The organism is Pseudomonas agronomica (assembly GCF_025917275.1).
GTDB lineage: Bacteria > Pseudomonadota > Gammaproteobacteria > Pseudomonadales > Pseudomonadaceae > Aquipseudomonas > Aquipseudomonas agronomica.
Window position 1 is genome coordinate 1 of sequence record NZ_JAOSHO010000086.1, and the last position, 15,552, is coordinate 15,552.

General features: G+C 59.5%; 18 protein-coding genes. 14 read left to right on the forward strand and 4 right to left on the reverse strand.

What is annotated here, in order from left to right:
* The 10 genes from OC610_RS09370 to OC610_RS09415 all read left to right on the forward strand — a co-directional run.
* The coding region (locus OC610_RS09370) for a LysR substrate-binding domain-containing protein (RefSeq protein ID WP_264427555.1) at positions 1-659 on the forward strand (659 nt) is incomplete at its 5' end.
* Between the two features lie 434 nt (positions 660-1,093).
* Positions 1,094-2,215 carry a Re/Si-specific NAD(P)(+) transhydrogenase subunit alpha gene (locus OC610_RS09375; RefSeq protein ID WP_264427556.1) on the forward strand — a complete coding sequence of 374 codons (1,122 nt, stop codon included), beginning with the start codon at positions 1,094-1,096 and terminating at the stop codon, positions 2,213-2,215.
* Between the two features lie 15 nt (positions 2,216-2,230).
* Positions 2,231-2,554: an NAD(P) transhydrogenase subunit alpha gene (locus OC610_RS09380; RefSeq protein ID WP_181288346.1), complete on the forward strand. Its 324-nt coding sequence runs from the start codon at positions 2,231-2,233 to the stop codon at positions 2,552-2,554.
* Positions 2,554-3,990, forward strand: coding sequence for an NAD(P)(+) transhydrogenase (Re/Si-specific) subunit beta (locus OC610_RS09385; protein ID WP_030139190.1), 1,437 nt, complete (start codon positions 2,554-2,556; stop codon positions 3,988-3,990). Before OC610_RS09380 ends, OC610_RS09385 begins: the two co-directional genes overlap by 1 nt.
* A gap of 197 nt (positions 3,991-4,187) precedes the next feature.
* Positions 4,188-5,681: an acetyl-CoA hydrolase/transferase family protein gene (locus tag OC610_RS09390; protein ID WP_264427557.1), complete on the forward strand. Its 1,494-nt coding sequence runs from the start codon at positions 4,188-4,190 to the stop codon at positions 5,679-5,681.
* A 319-nt stretch (positions 5,682-6,000) separates the two neighbouring features.
* Positions 6,001-6,216, forward strand: a complete 216-nt coding sequence (locus OC610_RS09395; RefSeq protein ID WP_003187014.1) for a DUF1127 domain-containing protein — start codon at positions 6,001-6,003, stop codon at positions 6,214-6,216.
* Between the two features lie 318 nt (positions 6,217-6,534).
* A complete protein-coding gene (locus OC610_RS09400; RefSeq protein WP_264427558.1) occupies positions 6,535-6,852 on the forward strand; it encodes a DUF2388 domain-containing protein in 318 nt (105 codons plus the stop codon).
* A gap of 105 nt (positions 6,853-6,957) precedes the next feature.
* Positions 6,958-7,263, forward strand: coding sequence for a DUF2388 domain-containing protein (locus tag OC610_RS09405; protein ID WP_264427559.1), 306 nt, complete (start codon positions 6,958-6,960; stop codon positions 7,261-7,263).
* A gap of 26 nt (positions 7,264-7,289) precedes the next feature.
* On the forward strand, positions 7,290-7,610 hold the full coding sequence (locus tag OC610_RS09410; RefSeq protein ID WP_264427560.1) for a DUF2388 domain-containing protein: 321 nt from the start codon (positions 7,290-7,292) through the stop codon (positions 7,608-7,610).
* On the forward strand, positions 7,607-9,568 hold the full coding sequence (locus tag OC610_RS09415) for a DUF4105 domain-containing protein (protein WP_264427561.1): 1,962 nt from the start codon (positions 7,607-7,609) through the stop codon (positions 9,566-9,568). The genes OC610_RS09410 and OC610_RS09415 overlap by 4 nt, the downstream gene beginning before the upstream one ends.
* Positions 9,569-9,742: 174 nt before the next feature.
* Here the strand turns inward: OC610_RS09415 and trpA are convergent, their stop codons facing one another.
* Together trpA and trpB are read right to left on the reverse strand one after the other, a co-directional pair.
* Positions 9,743-10,555, reverse strand: a complete 813-nt coding sequence (gene trpA, locus OC610_RS09420) for a tryptophan synthase subunit alpha (protein WP_264427562.1) — start codon at positions 10,553-10,555, stop codon at positions 9,743-9,745.
* Complete coding sequence (gene trpB, locus OC610_RS09425; protein WP_264427563.1) at positions 10,555-11,787, reverse strand: tryptophan synthase subunit beta; 1,233 nt, start codon at positions 11,785-11,787, stop codon at positions 10,555-10,557. Before trpB ends, trpA begins: the two co-directional genes overlap by 1 nt.
* A gap of 112 nt (positions 11,788-11,899) precedes the next feature.
* Between trpB and OC610_RS09430 the strand changes: the two genes are divergently transcribed.
* Entirely contained in the window at positions 11,900-12,793 is an 894-nt protein-coding gene (locus OC610_RS09430; RefSeq protein ID WP_264427564.1) for a LysR family transcriptional regulator, read from the forward strand.
* Here OC610_RS09430 and OC610_RS09435 read toward each other — a convergent pair.
* Entirely contained in the window at positions 12,790-13,116 is a 327-nt protein-coding gene (locus OC610_RS09435) for a DUF883 family protein (RefSeq protein WP_030139182.1), read from the reverse strand. The genes OC610_RS09430 and OC610_RS09435 overlap by 4 nt on opposite strands.
* A gap of 156 nt (positions 13,117-13,272) precedes the next feature.
* On the opposite strand from OC610_RS09435, the gene OC610_RS09440 reads away from it, so the two are divergent.
* The gene (locus OC610_RS09440) at positions 13,273-13,488 is read left to right on the forward strand and encodes a dodecin (RefSeq protein WP_003177209.1); all 216 of its coding nucleotides are present in this window, start codon (positions 13,273-13,275) and stop codon (positions 13,486-13,488) included.
* 113 nt (positions 13,489-13,601) lie between these two features.
* Complete coding sequence (locus tag OC610_RS09445; RefSeq protein ID WP_264427565.1) at positions 13,602-13,823, forward strand: DUF1161 domain-containing protein; 222 nt, start codon at positions 13,602-13,604, stop codon at positions 13,821-13,823.
* A gap of 52 nt (positions 13,824-13,875) precedes the next feature.
* On the opposite strand, the gene OC610_RS09450 is transcribed toward OC610_RS09445, so the two are convergent.
* Positions 13,876-14,877, reverse strand: coding sequence for an LLM class flavin-dependent oxidoreductase (locus OC610_RS09450; RefSeq protein ID WP_264427566.1), 1,002 nt, complete (start codon positions 14,875-14,877; stop codon positions 13,876-13,878).
* A gap of 235 nt (positions 14,878-15,112) precedes the next feature.
* Here OC610_RS09450 and OC610_RS09455 point away from each other — a divergent pair, with 235 nt between their 5' ends.
* Positions 15,113-15,544, forward strand: a complete 432-nt coding sequence (locus OC610_RS09455) for an OsmC family protein (protein ID WP_264427567.1) — start codon at positions 15,113-15,115, stop codon at positions 15,542-15,544.
* Positions 15,545-15,552 lie beyond the last annotated feature (8 nt).

Genomic DNA, 15,552 nt, shown 5'->3' on the forward strand with positions numbered 1-15,552 from the left:
TCGAGCGCGACACGCTTTCGGTCATGGGGCACACCGGTGCGAACGTCATCGAATTGGCCGTTGTGCCAACGTTTGGCACCCAATGGCTGCTTCCACGCCTCAAGGACTTCCAACAGCAGCATCCGGAAGTCACCGTCAACCTGACCAACCGCACGCGGCCCTTTCTATTTGCCGACACGGAGTTTGACGCCGCTATCTATTTTGGCGATGCGGACTGGTCCGGCACCGAATCCCACAAGCTGATGGGAGAAAATCCGATGCCGGTATGCAGCCCTACCTTACTGGGCGGAAGGAAAAACCTGACACCTGAGACCATCGCCGAACTGCCCCTGCTCCAGCAGACCACGCGCCCGTATGCGTGGCGCCAGTGGTTCAACGCCCAGAACTTGAACATTGCGCGAGACCTGACAGGTCCGCGTTATGAACTATTCTCCATGCTCGCCCAGGCAGCCATGCACGACATGGGCATTGCGCTGATTCCACCCTTCCTGATTCAGCGGGAATTGGCAGAAAAACGGCTGGTCGTGGCCAACCGTAATGGGCTGTCGAGCATCAAGGCCTACTACCTGATGATTCCGGAGCGAAAGGTCGAATCCGCCTCTCTTCGAGCTTTCCGTGATTGGCTCGTGAAACAAGCAAACAACTATCTCATTGATTAATAACGAAAAATAGGAATCGAATTTAGGTAGTAAACTAACAGAGATCGCTACAGATATAAGTTTATGTCGCATCTAGTCAATCTGTTACGGGGAGCGTGCAGTAGTCTCCAAAGCGTGGAAATACATGGCTTTGAGCCATATCACACAGCGCATCAGGGCTTATTCATCTGGCCGATGGGAAAAATTGCAAAAATCAACCGGAAACCTTGGAAAGCACGGCCTGCAAGGGGTTAAGCCCGATAATTGCGACATTCGGTCACAGGGTGACTTGTAGTTAATTTTCCGTCACCCGTCATAATCCCTTGAAGGGCTGAATTTTCGCCTGCAAAATGCCGCGCCCCGCCTGGTTTGGCGGGATCGTGCTGATCGGCCGCCCCAGCCGCGCCATCCGAAGTGCCTGGGTTTACTCAATAAGATCACGCAGGAGATTTGACGTGCACATTGGTGTTCCCCTCGAAACCCAACCGGGTGAAACACGGGTTGCTGCTACCCCGGAAACCATCAAGAAGTTGATCGGCCAAGGCCATAAAGTCACTGTTCAAAGCGGCGCCGGTATCAAGGCCAGCGTTATCGACAGTGCCTATGAGGCGGTGGGTGCAACCATTGGCAGCGCCAGTGATGCATTCGGTGCCGAACTGATCCTCAAGGTGGTCGCCCCCAACGACAGCGAACTCACGCTGATCAAGAGCGGCACCGTGCTGGTGGGCATGCTCAATCCGTTCAACAACGAAACCATCGCCAAGCTGGCCGAACGTGGCATCACGGCTTTCGCCCTTGAGGCTGCGCCACGTACCTCCCGCGCCCAGAGCCTGGATGTGCTGTCATCTCAAGCGAACATTGCCGGCTACAAAGCCGTGCTGTTGGCCGCGCATCACTATCCGCGCTTCATGCCAATGCTGATGACAGCAGCAGGCACCGTGAAAGCGGCGCGTGTATTGATTCTTGGTGCCGGCGTGGCCGGGTTGCAGGCGATTGCCACGGCCAAGCGTCTGGGTGCGGTCATCGAGGCATCTGACGTGCGTCCTGCGGTGAAAGAGCAGATCGAATCCCTTGGCGCCAAGTTTGTCGACGTGCCTTACGAGACCGACGAAGAGCGTGAATGCGCGGTCGGCGTCGGGGGTTACGCCCGGCCCATGCCTGCCAGCTGGATGCAGCGCCAGGCCCAAGCGGTGCACGAACGCGCCAAACAGGCTGACATTGTCATCACCACTGCCCTGATTCCGGGCCGCAAGGCGCCTACCTTGCTAAGCGCCGAAACCGTCGCGCAAATGAAACCCGGCTCTGTGGTCATCGACCTCGCAGCGGCCCAGGGCGGCAATTGCCCGCTGACCGTGGCTGATCAGGTGGTGGTCGAGAATGGCGTGACCATTGTCGGCCCGACCAACCTGGCAGGCGAAGTCGCGGCCGACGCCTCGGCGCTGTACGCCCGTAACCTGCTGGACTTCCTGAAGCTGGTCTTCACCAAGGAAGGTCAGTTCGACGTGAACCTGGAAGACGACATCGTCGCCGCGTGCCTGATGTGCCGCGACGGCCAAGTCATCCGCAAAAACGCCTAAGCAGGGATTCAGACAATGGAAGAGCTTATCTCCCCCGGTATCTACAACCTGATCATCTTCGTGCTGGCGATTTATGTCGGTTACCACGTGGTCTGGAACGTAACACCCGCACTGCACACGCCGTTGATGGCGGTGACCAACGCCATTTCAGCCATCGTGATCGTCGGCGCCATGCTCGCCGCCGCGCTGACCATAACGCCGCTGGGCAAGACCATGGGCACCCTCGCCGTGGCCCTCGCCGCGGTGAACGTATTCGGTGGCTTCCTGGTGACGCGCCGCATGCTCGAGATGTTCAAGAAAAAAGCCCCGAAAGCCGTAAAAGAAGAGGCGCCCAAGTAATGAGCATGAACCTGGTAACGACGCTCTACCTGATCGCGTCCATCTGCTTCATCCAGGCCCTCAAAGGCCTGTCGCACCCGACCACCTCCCGCCGCGGCAACCTGTTCGGCATGCTCGGCATGGCGCTGGCGGTGCTCACTACCGTGGGCCTCATTTATAAGCTGGGCGCAGAGCTCGCCACTGCGGGCATCGGCTACGTCATCGTCGGCCTGCTGATCGGCGGTACCGCCGGCTCGATCATGGCCAAGCGTGTCGAGATGACCAAGATGCCGGAGCTGGTGGCATTCATGCACAGCATGATCGGCCTGGCCGCGGTCTTCATCGCCATCGCAGCGGTCGTCGAGCCGCAATCCCTGGGCATCGTCAAGCAACTGGGGGATTCAATCCCTGCCGGCAACCGCCTGGAACTGTTCCTTGGCGCCGCCATTGGTGCAATTACCTTCTCCGGTTCGGTGATCGCCTTTGGCAAGCTGTCGGGCAAGTACAAGTTCCGCCTGTTCCAAGGCGCACCGGTACAGTTTGGTGGTCAGCACAAGCTCAACCTGATCCTGGGCCTGGCAACGCTGGGCCTGGGCCTGACCTTCATGTTCACCGGCAACCTCGGCGCGTTCGCCCTGATGCTGGCCCTGGCGTTTGTCCTGGGCGTGCTGATCATCATCCCGATCGGCGGCGCGGACATGCCGGTGGTGGTGTCGATGCTCAACAGCTATTCCGGCTGGGCCGCAGCGGGTATTGGCTTCTCGCTGAACAACTCGATGCTGATCATTGCAGGCTCGTTGGTGGGTTCGAGCGGCGCGATCCTCTCGTACATCATGTGCAAGGCGATGAACCGTTCGTTCTTCAACGTGCTGCTCGGTGGCTTCGGCAACACCGCCGATGCGGCTGGCCCGGCAGGCTCGAAAGAAGCCCGTCCGGTGAAATCGGGTTCGGCTGACGACGCGACCTTCCTGCTGACCAACGCCGACACGGTGATCATCGTGCCGGGCTACGGCTTGGCGGTGGCCCGGGCGCAGCATGCGCTGAAAGAGCTGACCGAGAAGCTGACCCACCATGGCGTGACCGTGAAATATGCGATCCACCCGGTGGCCGGTCGCATGCCTGGGCACATGAACGTCCTGCTGGCGGAGGCCGAAGTGCCTTACGACCAGGTGTTCGAGATGGAAGATATCAACTCCGAGTTCGGCCAGGCCGACGTGGTGCTGGTCCTGGGCGCCAACGACGTGGTCAACCCGGCGGCGAAGAACGATCCGAAATCGCCGATTGCCGGCATGCCGATCCTCGAAGCGTTCAAGGCCAAGACCATCATCGTCAACAAACGCTCGATGGCCAGCGGCTATGCCGGCCTGGACAACGAGCTGTTCTACCTCGACAAGACCATGATGGTGTTCGGTGACGCCAAGAAGGTCATCGAAGACATGGTCAAAGCCGTGGAATAAGCTACTGCGCTTTATTAAAACGCCCCGACTTGTCGGGGCGTTTTGATTTGTATCAAGGCAAAACATTACCGATCCGGTAACAATGTTTTGCCTGAAACGCCCGTAATAGACGCCTTAAATGCGACTTTTGTAGCGGGTCGGGCTCGACGCGAATTCTCTAGACTGCGCATCCTGCTTCTTGCCCGAGATAACCATCCATGTACCGTGATCGCATCCGCCTGCCTTCGTTGTTGAACAAAGTGATGAGCGCTGCCGAAGCAGCCTTGTTGATTGAAGACGGCATGACCGTCGGCATGAGCGGCTTTACCCGCGCCGGAGAAGCGAAGGCAGTGCCTCACGCATTGGCTGAACGCGCCAGGATCACCCCACTGAAAATCAGCTTGATGACCGGCGCAAGCCTGGGCAATGACCTCGACAAGGAGCTCACCGAGGCCGGCGTGTTGGCGCGGCGCATGCCCTTCCAGGTGGACAGTACCCTGCGCAAGGCCATTAACGCGGGCGAGGTGATGTTCATCGACCAGCATCTCTCGGAAACAGTGGAGCAACTGCGCAACGGCCAACTCAAGCTGCCTGATATCGCCGTCATCGAAGCGGTGGCCATCACCGAGCAAGGGCATATCGTACCGACCACGTCGGTGGGCAACTCGGCCAGTTTCGCCATCTTCGCCCGAAAAGTTATCATCGAAATCAACCTGGCCCACAACCCGAATCTCGAAGGGTTGCACGACATCTATATTCCGACCTACCGCCCTACCCGCACGCCGATTCCCCTGGTAAAAGTCGGCGACCGCATTGGCAGTTCCGCTATCCCGATCCCGCCGGAAAAAATTGCTGCCATTGTCATTACCAACCAAGGGGACTCACCTTCAACCGTCGCGCCACCCGACAACGACACCCAGGCCATTGCCGATCACCTGATCGACTTCTTCAAGCAGGAAGTCGCGGCTGGACGCATGACCAACAAGCTGGGGCCGCTGCAGGCCGGGATTGGCAACATCGCCAACGCCGTGATGTGCGGGTTGATCGACTCCCCGTTCGAAGACCTGACCATGTATTCCGAGGTCCTCCAGGACTCGACTTTCGACTTGATCGACGCCGGCAAACTGAGTTTCGCCTCCGGCAGCTCCATCACCCTGTCGGCTCGACGCAACACGGACGTGTTCGGAAATCTGGAAAAGTACAAGGACAAATTGGTCCTGCGGCCGCAGGAAATATCCAATCATCCTGAAGTCGTACGCCGCCTGGGCATCATTGGCATCAACACCGCGCTGGAATTCGACCTGTATGGCAACGTCAACTCTACCCATGTGTGCGGCACACGGATGATGAACGGCATCGGCGGCTCAGGGGATTTCGCCCGCAATGCCCATCTGGCGATTTTTGTCACCAAGTCGATTGCCAAGGGCGGCGCTATTTCCAGTGTCGTGCCAATGGTCAGCCACGTTGACCATACCGAGCATGACGTGGACATCCTGGTGACCGAGATAGGTCTGGCTGACCTGCGGGGCCTGGCGCCAAGGGAGCGGGCCCGAGTGGTCATCGACAACTGCGTGCACCCATCCTACCGCCAAGCGTTGAATAATTATTTCGAAGCCGCGTGTGCCTTGGGTGGGCATACCCCACATATCCTGCGCGATGCACTGAGCTGGCACCTGAACCTTGAGGAAACGGGGCGCATGCTGGCTGTCTGATACAGCTGGATCAGCGCAGTCGCGAAGACAGTTTTAAGTGCAGGCTGCCGCTCGAACCAAAACTGAAAAAAACTGTACTGCTGTACCGGTCTTTTCTTACGGTCTTTTCCTACAAAACACCTAACCAAGGGCATAATCGCACCAATATAGTGCAGATAGGTACAGTTGCTTCAATATGGACCAGTACACCGCTATTTAACAGTTAACTGGTCTCTCACAATACAGGTGAACTGTATCTAGAGAGACTGGCCAAACGAGAGGATCATGGGCACCAGTTAAACCACTACCTAATCCCGCCACAAGCGGAAGGATGTCAACCATGGAACGTACACTCAGTTCCGAGCTGTTTTTCGAAGACAAAGCTGAAAAAAACCAGGCTTCCCTGCCTCTTCGCGTTATTGCCAACCTGATGTTGTGGCAGCGTCGCATTGCCAGCCGTCACCAACTGGCTCGTTTGGATTCGCGCCTGCTGGCTGATGCCGGTATCAGCGAAGCACAACGCTACGAAGAGCTGAGCAAGCCGTTCTGGCGCTAACTCAGCGTCGCTGGCCCTGACCCACCGGGTCCACCGCCAGCATCGAATTGAACAAACAAGACCCGTCGTGGGAAACCACGGCGGGTTTTGTCGTTTCAGGGTCCTGATTTGCAGGACAGAAACAGTTTTAATATTTTTAAAATCGACCAGTACAATTATAAGGAAGCGCTTGACGTTGAAGCGCCACACGCCAAAGCACATTGCAAAGCTGCCAGCGAAGCGTGTTCTGTCCTAATATCGAGGCGAACGTGGCGAAGCGAGCCAGTCTCCCCTTCCTGCTACACGCATTTGCATTACCCCATACCAAGGAGTCTCATCATGATCCGTCTTCGCCTGCTCAGCGCAGCAGCCCTGTTGGCCGTAGCCGCCCATTCCAACGCCAGCAGCTTCATCGTCACCACTGACTCCATCGTAGGCGCACTCAAGGCCACGTCCGACGCGACTTCCGATGCCACCTCATCGCTGCGAGACAACAAGATCGTCCAGGCCGCCCGAGACGACGCGGCAAGCTTCGTCGCCAGCAACGGCGTGATTCGCGGCGTGAAGTTGGAAAGCGCCCTCGATTACATCCGCCAGCAGGCGCCGCAGCTCAACGCTACCGATGCCCAACTGGCCCAGGCCATTCTGGTCATTTGATGAACATGAAACATCGGGCACCAAAAGGTGCTCCGATGTTTCAACGCTGGCTCTGGCACGCCGGTTTGCGCTAGCCTCCAGGCTCGCCATCAACCGTCGAGTCCCATGCGTTTTTACCAACATCTGTTCGTCTCGTTCTGTGTCGCTTCTTGCTGGACTGTTCCGGCCCACGCTTTCGACGTGTCCACCCAGCAGTTGGTAGCCAGCGGCTATGCCACAAGCCTGGTGACCTCCGCGCCCTTCGACAATAAACTGGTCGCCGCCGCTCGCGATGACGCTGCGGCATTTGTTGCCAGTGACGGACAGTTGCGAGGTGCACAGTTGGAGTCGGCCTTGGATTACCTGCGCCGGACCCAACCAAAACTTCACGTGAGCGACCTTGAACTGGCACAAGCAATTCTCGTCCAATAGTTATCCTTATTTTCCGGAGTCGTTCCATGCGTAGCCCGCTGATTGCTGCCACCCTAGGCCTGCTGGTGTTGGCCGATGTGGCCCAGGCACATACCCTGGTAGCCACCAGTAACATCATCGTTCGCGCCTCCCAGCGCACGATCGATTTCACATCCGACACCACTACTTCCATCCGTGATTCGAAAATCGTCCGCGAAGCCCACGACGACGCGGCCAGCTTCGTCGCCAGCAATGGCGAAATTCGTGGTGCTCATCTCGAAGCGGCTTTCGACACTTTGCGTACCCGGGTACCGGAAGCCCGTGACGCCAGCGACCAGGTTCTCGCCGAAGCCATCCTCGCATTGTGAGGCGGCTCGCCGCCTGGCTGACGGCTGGGGTCATGCTGCTCGTGGGCAGCAATGCCCAAGCCGGCCTGCAGCTACACCTCAATGGCGACGGGCTGAGCCCGGCGCAACAGCAGGCCAGCCAGGCGCTGCTCGATGAAGCCATGCAGGCGTTGCCGCCGCACTTCATCGAACGACTGGACCGGCGCATCGACGTCGGCTGGACCGACCAGATGCCCGCCAATGCCTATGGCCAGGCTTCGCTGGTGTCGCAACTGGACCTCAACCGAAACCTGCTGGACAGCCTCACCGACGGCAGCGCTGCCACGCAAAAGACCCAGCGTCCCCACGGCACGGTACGGCGAGAAATGCTTGCGACCGTCCTGCACGAACTGACCCACATCTATGACCGCTCGCGCCTATGGCCCAGTGCCGAGCGCGCACTGATCCAACGCTGTACCCGACGCAACGACAGTGCCGGATTGATCGGCCTCCCGAATGAATGCCGGGGCCAGAATGGCCGTCGCTTCACGCTCAGCGACGATCCGCGCCTGCTTGATCTCGCGGGCTGGCCGCAATACGTCGGCCGTCGCGGTGAGCGAGAGCAGCACAACCGCCAGGTCGCCCGCAGCCCGGACCTCTACGAGACGAGCAGCCCCAAGGAATTCGTCGCGGTCAACATGGAGTACTTCCTCCTGGACCCGAGCTATGCCTGCCGGCGCCCCGCCCTTTATCGCTATTATCAGGAACACTTCGGTTGGGCGCCCGCTGCCAAGGACACCTGCGCCAAGTCGTTCGCGTTTCTCAACGCCGGCAACGATTTCGCCAGGACGCCTCTCGGCAAGGTGGATCCGGAACGCGTCTATGCCATCGACTACTTGTTGGCCGAAGCCAATCAGAACTGGGTCAGCCGTTGGGGCCACAGCATGCTCCGGCTGGTGATCTGTGCGCCGGGCCGACCGCGCGGGCCGGACTGCCGATTGGACCTGGACCAACATCTGGTGCTGTCGTACCGCGCCTTCGTAGGGGATGTGCAACTGTCGAGTTGGGATGGCCTGGTAGGCAAATACCCGTCGCGCCTGTTCGTGCTGCCACTGGCCCAAGTGATCGACGAGTACACCAAGACCGAACTGCGCAGCCTGGCGTCGGTGCCCCTCAAGCTGTCGCGCACCGAGATCGAGGAAACGGTCGAGCATGCTGCCGAAATGCATTGGAGCTATGACGGCAACTATTACTTCCTGTCCAACAATTGCGCAGTGGAGAGCCTGAAGTTACTGCGCAGCGGCAGTAATAATGAACAACTCAAGGGCCTGGACAGCATCATGCCCAATGGCCTGCTGGAAGTGCTCAAGGGCCGTGGCCTGGCCGACACGAGTGTGCTGGACGATCCCAAGGAAGCCTTGCGCCTGGGTTACCGTTTCGACTCGTTCCGCGAGCGCTACCAGGCCATGTTCGACGTCTTGAAAAAACACCTGCCCATCCGGCAGCAAACTGTCGAAGACTGGCTCGCACTGGACGCCGCCGAACGCCGCGTCTGGTTCGAGCAAGCCGACCTGCGCACCAGTGCGGCACTGCTTCTGCTGGAACAGGCCAGTTTTCGTCGACAGTTGCTACTGGCTCAGGATGAGGTCAAGCAGCGCTACCTCGGGGCCCGTGAGCTTCAGAACGGCGGCATGGAGAGGGCTAACGCGACATTGCAACAGATCCTCGCCAACAGCGGCTTCCTGAGCCGTCCGGCCGAACTGCTGGGCAGTACTGGTTATGGCTTGCCACAGCCCAGCGAATGGCAGCGGCTGGAATCGGAAAGCAGCCTGCGCCAGAAACAGCTTCAAACGCTGACCGGCGACCTGGATAAGGAAGTCCGCGCCCTGCTTGAGCCGAGCCGCGCCGCTGAAATTGCCGCGAGCGAGACCAATGTGAAAGAAATCGGCGAGCATTTGCGCAAGCTGCACAAGGCTGGAGGCGGCTTGGAGTTGCCCTGATCCCATTGTGGCGAGGGCGCTTGCTCCCGCCGGGTCTGTAGGAGCTGTATAGGAGCTGCCGAGCGAAGCGAGGCTGCGATCTTTTCACGGCCAATTGAGTCTTGAGCGGAAGATCAAAAGATCGTCCGAACGCGGCCCGAGCCTTCGCCAGCTCCTACAGAGCCGAATCGGGTATCAGCTGAGACGCGCCTTGCGCACCCCATCAGCCAGAGCGGCACATAAGCTCAGCACCCCATCGATCGCCTGTTCCGACGTATCGGCGCTGGCGATATGGTCGATCAGCGCAGAGCCGACCACGACCCCGTCAGCCAACCGCGCAATAGCCGCCGCCTGCTCCGGCGTGCGGATACCGAAACCGATGCTGATCGGCAAATCGGTATGTCGACGCAGACGCGCAACAGCTTCCTCCACATGTTCCAGCGTCGCGGCGCCAGCACCGGTCACGCCGGCTACCGACACGTAGTACACGAAGCCGGAACTGCCGTTGAGCACAGTGGGCAGACGCACATCATCCGTGGTTGGTGTGGTCAGGCGGATAAAGTCCAGGCCGGCTGCCTGGGCCGGCTCGCACAGTTCGCTGTTGTGCTCAGGCGGCATGTCCACGACGATCAGGCCATCCACGCCGGAATCCAACGCTTCGCCGATGAAACGCTGCACGCCATAACGGTGGATCGGGTTGAAGTAACCCATCAGCACCAGCGGTGTCTCGGTATTGTCCTTGCGGAACTCACGAACCATCTGCAGGGTTTTCGCCAGGTTCTGCTGGGCCCCCAGGGCGCGGATGTTCGCCAACTGGATCGCTGGGCCGTCGGCCATTGGGTCGGTGAATGGCATGCCCAACTCAATGACATCAGCACCAGCGCCAGGCAAGCCCTTGAGGATCGCCAGCGAGGTGTCGTAGTCCGGATCGCCAGCCGTGACAAACGTCACCAGGGCGGCGCGGTTCTGTTCCTTGAGTTCAGCAAAACGGGTTTGCAGGCGGCTCATCAGTGTTTCTCCTGCTGGGACTGTTCCATGTGGTGCATCACGGTTTGCATGTCTTTATCGCCACGACCAGACAGGTTGACCACCATCAAGTGATCCTTGGGCAGGTTTGGCGCGCGCTTGAACACTTCGGCCAAGGCATGGGCGCTTTCCAAGGCAGGAATAATCCCTTCCAGGCGGCAGCATTTGTGGAACGCTTCCAACGCTTCCGCGTCGGTGACCGAGGTGTATTGGACGCGGCCAATGTCATGCAACCACGCGTGTTCAGGGCCGATGCCGGGGTAATCGAGGCCGGCGGAGATCGAATGGGCGTCGATGATCTGGCCGTCTTCATCCTGCAACAGGAAGGTGCGGTTACCGTGCAATACGCCTGGGACGCCGCCGTTCAGGCTCGCCGCGTGCTTGCCGGTCTCGATGCCGTAGCCCGCCGCTTCGACGCCAATGATTTCGACGCTCTTGTCATCCAGGAACGGATGGAACAGGCCCATGGCGTTGGAGCCGCCACCGATGCACGCCACCAGGCTGTCCGGCAGCCGACCTTCCTGGGCTTGCAACTGATCGCGGGTTTCCTTGCCGATCACGGCCTGGAAGTCACGGACCATCGCTGGATAAGGGTGCGGCCCGGCGACGGTGCCGATCAGGTAGAACGTACTGTCGACATTCGTCACCCAGTCGCGCAGCGCCTCGTTCATCGCATCCTTGAGGGTGCCGGTACCGGCGACCACCGGGATGACCTCGGCGCCGAGCAGCTTCATGCGAAACACGTTGGCCTGCTGGCGTTCGATGTCGGTGGTGCCCATGTAGATAACGCAGTCCAGGCCGAAACGAGCTGCCACAGTGGCTGTTGCCACCCCGTGCATGCCGGCGCCGGTCTCGGCGATGATGCGTTTCTTGCCCATGCGCCGCGCCAGCAGGATCTGGCCGATGCAGTTGTTGATCTTGTGCGCGCCGGTGTGGTTCAGCTCTTCGCGCTTGAGATAGATCTTTGCGCCGCCGCAGTATTCCGTCAGGCGTTCCGCGAAATACAGCGGGCTGGGACGACCGACATAATCCCGTTGGAAGTAGGCCAATTCCTCATTGAACGCAGGATCTTCCTTCGCCACTTCGTATTCACGAGCCAGATCAAGGATGAGCGGCATCAGCGTTTCCGCGACATAACGGCCGCCGAACGCGCCAAACAGGCCGTTGGCATCAGGACCGCTGCGCAGGTTGAAGGGGGTCGTAGGCTGGGTCATTGGGCGCTCCAGGCAAATGCGTAGAAAGACAATGAGGCTCACTCTACCCCTGACATCCCGTCCTGAAAACCGATAAGATCGCCGCAACCTGTCAGGAAAACTCACAGATATCATGAGCCGCGACCTGCCCCCCCTCAACGCCTTGCGTGCCTTTGAAGCCACTGCCCGCCTGAACAGCGTAAGCCAGGCGGCAGAACAGCTCCACGTCACCCACGGCGCCGTCAGTCGTCAATTGAAGGCGCTGGAAGAACACTTGGGTGTCAGCTTGTTCAGCAAGGAGGGGCGAGGCCTGAAACTCACAGATGCAGGCGCGCGTCTGCGCGACGCCAGCACCGAAGCGTTCGAGCGCCTGCGCACCGTTTGCGCTGAACTGACGCAAAGCACGGCGGACGCCCCGTTCGTGCTGGGCTGTTCGGGAAGCTTGTTGGCGCGTTGGTTCATTCCTCGACTCGGCAGGTTGAATGCCGATCTGCCGGACCTGCGCCTGCACCTCTCAGCCGGCGAAGGCGACCTCGACCCGAGACGCCCTGGTCTGGATGCCCTGCTGGTATTCGCCGAACCGCCCTGGCCGGCCGACATGCAAGTGTACGAACTGACCAGCGAGCGGATCGGCCCGGTGATGAGCCCGCGCTACGCCGAATTTGACCGTTTGCGAGAGGCTCCCGCCAGCGAGCTGCTGGGCGAGCCGCTCCTGCACACCACCTCGCGCCCCCAAGCCTGGCCGACCTGGGCACGACAAAACGCCCTTGAACCCCAGGCGCTGAAGTTCGGGCAAGGTTTCGAGCATTTATATTATTTATTGGAAGCGGCCGTGGCCGGGCTCGGCGTGGCAATCGCCCCCGAGCCGCTAGTGGCCGAGGACCTTCGAGCCGGTCGCCTGGTCGCGCCGTGGGGTTTCAGTGAAACCTCGGCGCGGCTGGCGTTATGGCTGCCCAAGCGCGCCGCGGACGGGCGCGCCCGGCAATTGGCGCAATGGCTCAGGCAAGAGCTGAACCCACCGAACTAGTCACCGCGCTTGCACAACAAGTAAGCGGCCAGCAGACCCAGCGCGCCAACAGCAACGCCGGCGGTGGTCCAAGGGTGTTCTTGAGCGTAGTCGCGCGTGGCGATCCCGGTTTCGCGGGTTTTCACCTTCACCTCTTCATACGCATCGCTGAGGAGATGCCGGGAATGTTTCAGCGCATTTTCGGCGTTTGCCTTGAGCGACTTGAGAGTCCTACGCGACTCGTCCGACGCGTCGTCCTTCAGGCTTTCCAACGACTTGAGCAGACTCTCGATCTCCGCTTCCATGCTTTGCAACGAGGCTTTGCGTAACGAAGTGCTGGCCATGGTGGCTCTCTCCTGCAGTGGTTGAGTAGCGTGTGTGGATTGGGACTGCGACCGTTTGGGAAAGTGCAGTAAATCTGAACTTTCCAAGCGTAAACGGCGCCACATGTAAGGCGAAAAATCGCTGCTAGGCTGTTTAAGACAACCAAGGAGAACGTCATGAGTGATCACCACACGTACAAGAAAGTCGAGCTGGTCGGCTCGTCTCCCACCAGTATCGAAGACGCCATCAACAATGCCTTGGCCGAGGCCAGCAAAAGCCTCAAGCACCTGGAATGGTTTGAAGTCACCGAGACCCGTGGCCACATAGAAAACGGTCGGGCTGCGCATTTCCAGGTCACCATCAAGGTCGGGTTCCGGATCGCCAATAGCTGAGCGCTTTGAACTTGCACACTGGCGGAGTGCCATAGGGAATGGCGATGCGCTATGGTTGGTGCGTCGCGCCTTTGCGATACCTCTCTATTTGATCCGACCAAGGAGTGCGAGCGATGAAGAAGTGGATGGTGGCCCTGGGTTTGCTGAGCCTTGCGGGTACTGCCTTTGCGGCCGGCAAGCCGTGCGAGGAGCTGAAAAGCGAAATCGCGGCGAAGCTTGATGCCAAAGGTGTGTCGGGCTATTCGTTGGAAATTGTCGATAAAGGCGCAGCGGCTGACGGAAAAGTCGTCGGCACCTGTGAGGGCGGTTCGAAGGAAATCGTCTACAAGAAATAAGCGCTGAATATCAAAGCCGACGCACTGCGTCGGCTTTTTTTATGGCCGCGCCTCAGCCTTTCATGACCTGCGCCAGCAGTTCATACGAGTGCAGGCGGTCAGCGTGTTCATACAGGTCGCTGGTGAAAATCAGCTCATCGGCCTGAGTCTGCTCGATCAACACCTCCAACTTGGCGCGGATTTTCTGCGGGCTGCCAATCATGGCCAGGCCGAGGAAGTCGCCTACGGCTTCTTTCTCATGGGGCAGCCACAGGCCGTTCATGGTTTCCACCGGCGGGCGCTGCACCAGGCTCTGGCCGCGCATCAACGCCAGGATCCGCTGGTACACCGACGTCGCCAGGTAATCGGCCTGTTCGTCCGTATCCGCAGCGACGAGCGGTACGCCAAGCATGACGTAAGGCTTGTCCAGTACCGCCGACGGCTTGAAGTGGTTGCGATAGATACGAATCGCCTCATGCATGAAGCGCGGTGCGAAATGGGAGGCGAATGCGTAGGGCAAACCGCGTTCTCCCGCCAGTTGCGCACTGAACAAGCTCGAACCCAACAGCCACACCGGTACATTCGTTCCCGTGCCAGGCATGGCGATGATGCGTTGGTCCGGAGTCCGCGGGCCGAGATAACGCATCAGTTCGGCCACATCATCGGGAAAATCATCGGCACTGCCGGAGCGTTCGCGGCGCAGCGCGCGGGCGGTCATCTGGTCCGAACCAGGCGCCCTCCCCAGCCCGAGGTCGATCCGGCCCGGAAACAGGCTCTCCAGCGTGCCGAACTGTTCGGCGATCACCAACGGCGCATGGTTCGGCAGCATGACCCCGCCGGAGCCGACGCGGATGGTCGACGTGCCCCCGGCCAGATAGCCGAGCAAAACCGCCGTCGCGGAACTGGCGATGCCGTCCATGTTGTGGTGTTCGGCCACCCAGAAACGGGTGTAGCCATACTTTTCCACGTGCTGCGCCAGATCCAGGGAGTTGCGCAAGGACTGGGCGGCATTGCCATCGGCGCGAACGGGCACAAGGTCGAGGGTTGAAAACTTTACTTCGGACAGCTGTTTCATGGGCCGGCATCTCCAACGGCGTACGAGCTTTCCTATGGGCGAAAGCCTGCCGTTTCTCTAGGTGTGTCCTATGAATGTGGGCATATACCCGAGTTTCAATAGTAGCGAAGAAATTTCCTACTAAATTGGTCGACTAATCGTCCGGGTGAACTTTATCGACCGGTCTATCCTCACAATCCTGGCACTGAAAAATACCCAGGCGCGAACCCTCGCGCCGGATCATGAGGAGGCACACATGGCTATCGTCAAGAAAGCATCGGCTCACTGGGAAGGTGACCTGAAGACCGGCATCGGCTCCATCTCCACGGAAACCGGCGTGTTGCGCGAAGCGCCCTATGGTTTCAAGGCCCGTTTTGAAGGCGGCAAGGGTACCAATCCGGAAGAATTGATCGGCGCGGCCCATGCGGGCTGCTTTTCCATGGCCTTTTCGATGATCCTCGGCGACGCCGGGCTCAAGGCCGACAGTATCGACACCAACGCTGAAGTGACCCTGGACCAGGTCGATGGCGGCTTCGCAATCACTGCGGTGAAGCTGATTCTCAAGGCCAAGATCCCCGGCGCCAGCCAACAGCAATTCGAAGAACTGAGCAACAAGGCGAAGGAAGGTTGCCCGGTGTCCAAGGTGCTCAATGCCAAGATCACCCTGGAGGCAACTCTGGTGAGTTGACGGACCGA

What these genes read in the sequence shown, in the direction of transcription:
- OC610_RS09435 (WP_030139182.1), bottom strand. Translation starts at nt 13,116, where the DNA reads ATGGCCAGCACTTCGTTACGCAAAGCCTCGTTGCAAAGCATGGAAGCG.
- OC610_RS09395 (WP_003187014.1), top strand. Translation starts at nt 6,001, where the DNA reads ATGGAACGTACACTCAGTTCCGAGCTGTTTTTCGAAGACAAAGCTGAA.
- OC610_RS09390 (WP_264427557.1), top strand. Translation starts at nt 4,188, where the DNA reads ATGTACCGTGATCGCATCCGCCTGCCTTCGTTGTTGAACAAAGTGATG.
- OC610_RS09450 (WP_264427566.1), bottom strand. Translation starts at nt 14,877, where the DNA reads ATGAAACAGCTGTCCGAAGTAAAGTTTTCAACCCTCGACCTTGTGCCC.
- OC610_RS09440 (WP_003177209.1), top strand. Translation starts at nt 13,273, where the DNA reads ATGAGTGATCACCACACGTACAAGAAAGTCGAGCTGGTCGGCTCGTCT.
- OC610_RS09455 (WP_264427567.1), top strand. Translation starts at nt 15,113, where the DNA reads ATGGCTATCGTCAAGAAAGCATCGGCTCACTGGGAAGGTGACCTGAAG.
- OC610_RS09385 (WP_030139190.1), top strand. Translation starts at nt 2,554, where the DNA reads ATGAGCATGAACCTGGTAACGACGCTCTACCTGATCGCGTCCATCTGC.
- OC610_RS09410 (WP_264427560.1), top strand. Translation starts at nt 7,290, where the DNA reads ATGCGTAGCCCGCTGATTGCTGCCACCCTAGGCCTGCTGGTGTTGGCC.
- OC610_RS09380 (WP_181288346.1), top strand. Translation starts at nt 2,231, where the DNA reads ATGGAAGAGCTTATCTCCCCCGGTATCTACAACCTGATCATCTTCGTG.
- OC610_RS09400 (WP_264427558.1), top strand. Translation starts at nt 6,535, where the DNA reads ATGATCCGTCTTCGCCTGCTCAGCGCAGCAGCCCTGTTGGCCGTAGCC.
- OC610_RS09405 (WP_264427559.1), top strand. Translation starts at nt 6,958, where the DNA reads ATGCGTTTTTACCAACATCTGTTCGTCTCGTTCTGTGTCGCTTCTTGC.
- OC610_RS09430 (WP_264427564.1), top strand. Translation starts at nt 11,900, where the DNA reads ATGAGCCGCGACCTGCCCCCCCTCAACGCCTTGCGTGCCTTTGAAGCC.
- OC610_RS09445 (WP_264427565.1), top strand. Translation starts at nt 13,602, where the DNA reads ATGAAGAAGTGGATGGTGGCCCTGGGTTTGCTGAGCCTTGCGGGTACT.
- trpA (WP_264427562.1), bottom strand. Translation starts at nt 10,555, where the DNA reads ATGAGCCGCCTGCAAACCCGTTTTGCTGAACTCAAGGAACAGAACCGC.
- trpB (WP_264427563.1), bottom strand. Translation starts at nt 11,787, where the DNA reads ATGACCCAGCCTACGACCCCCTTCAACCTGCGCAGCGGTCCTGATGCC.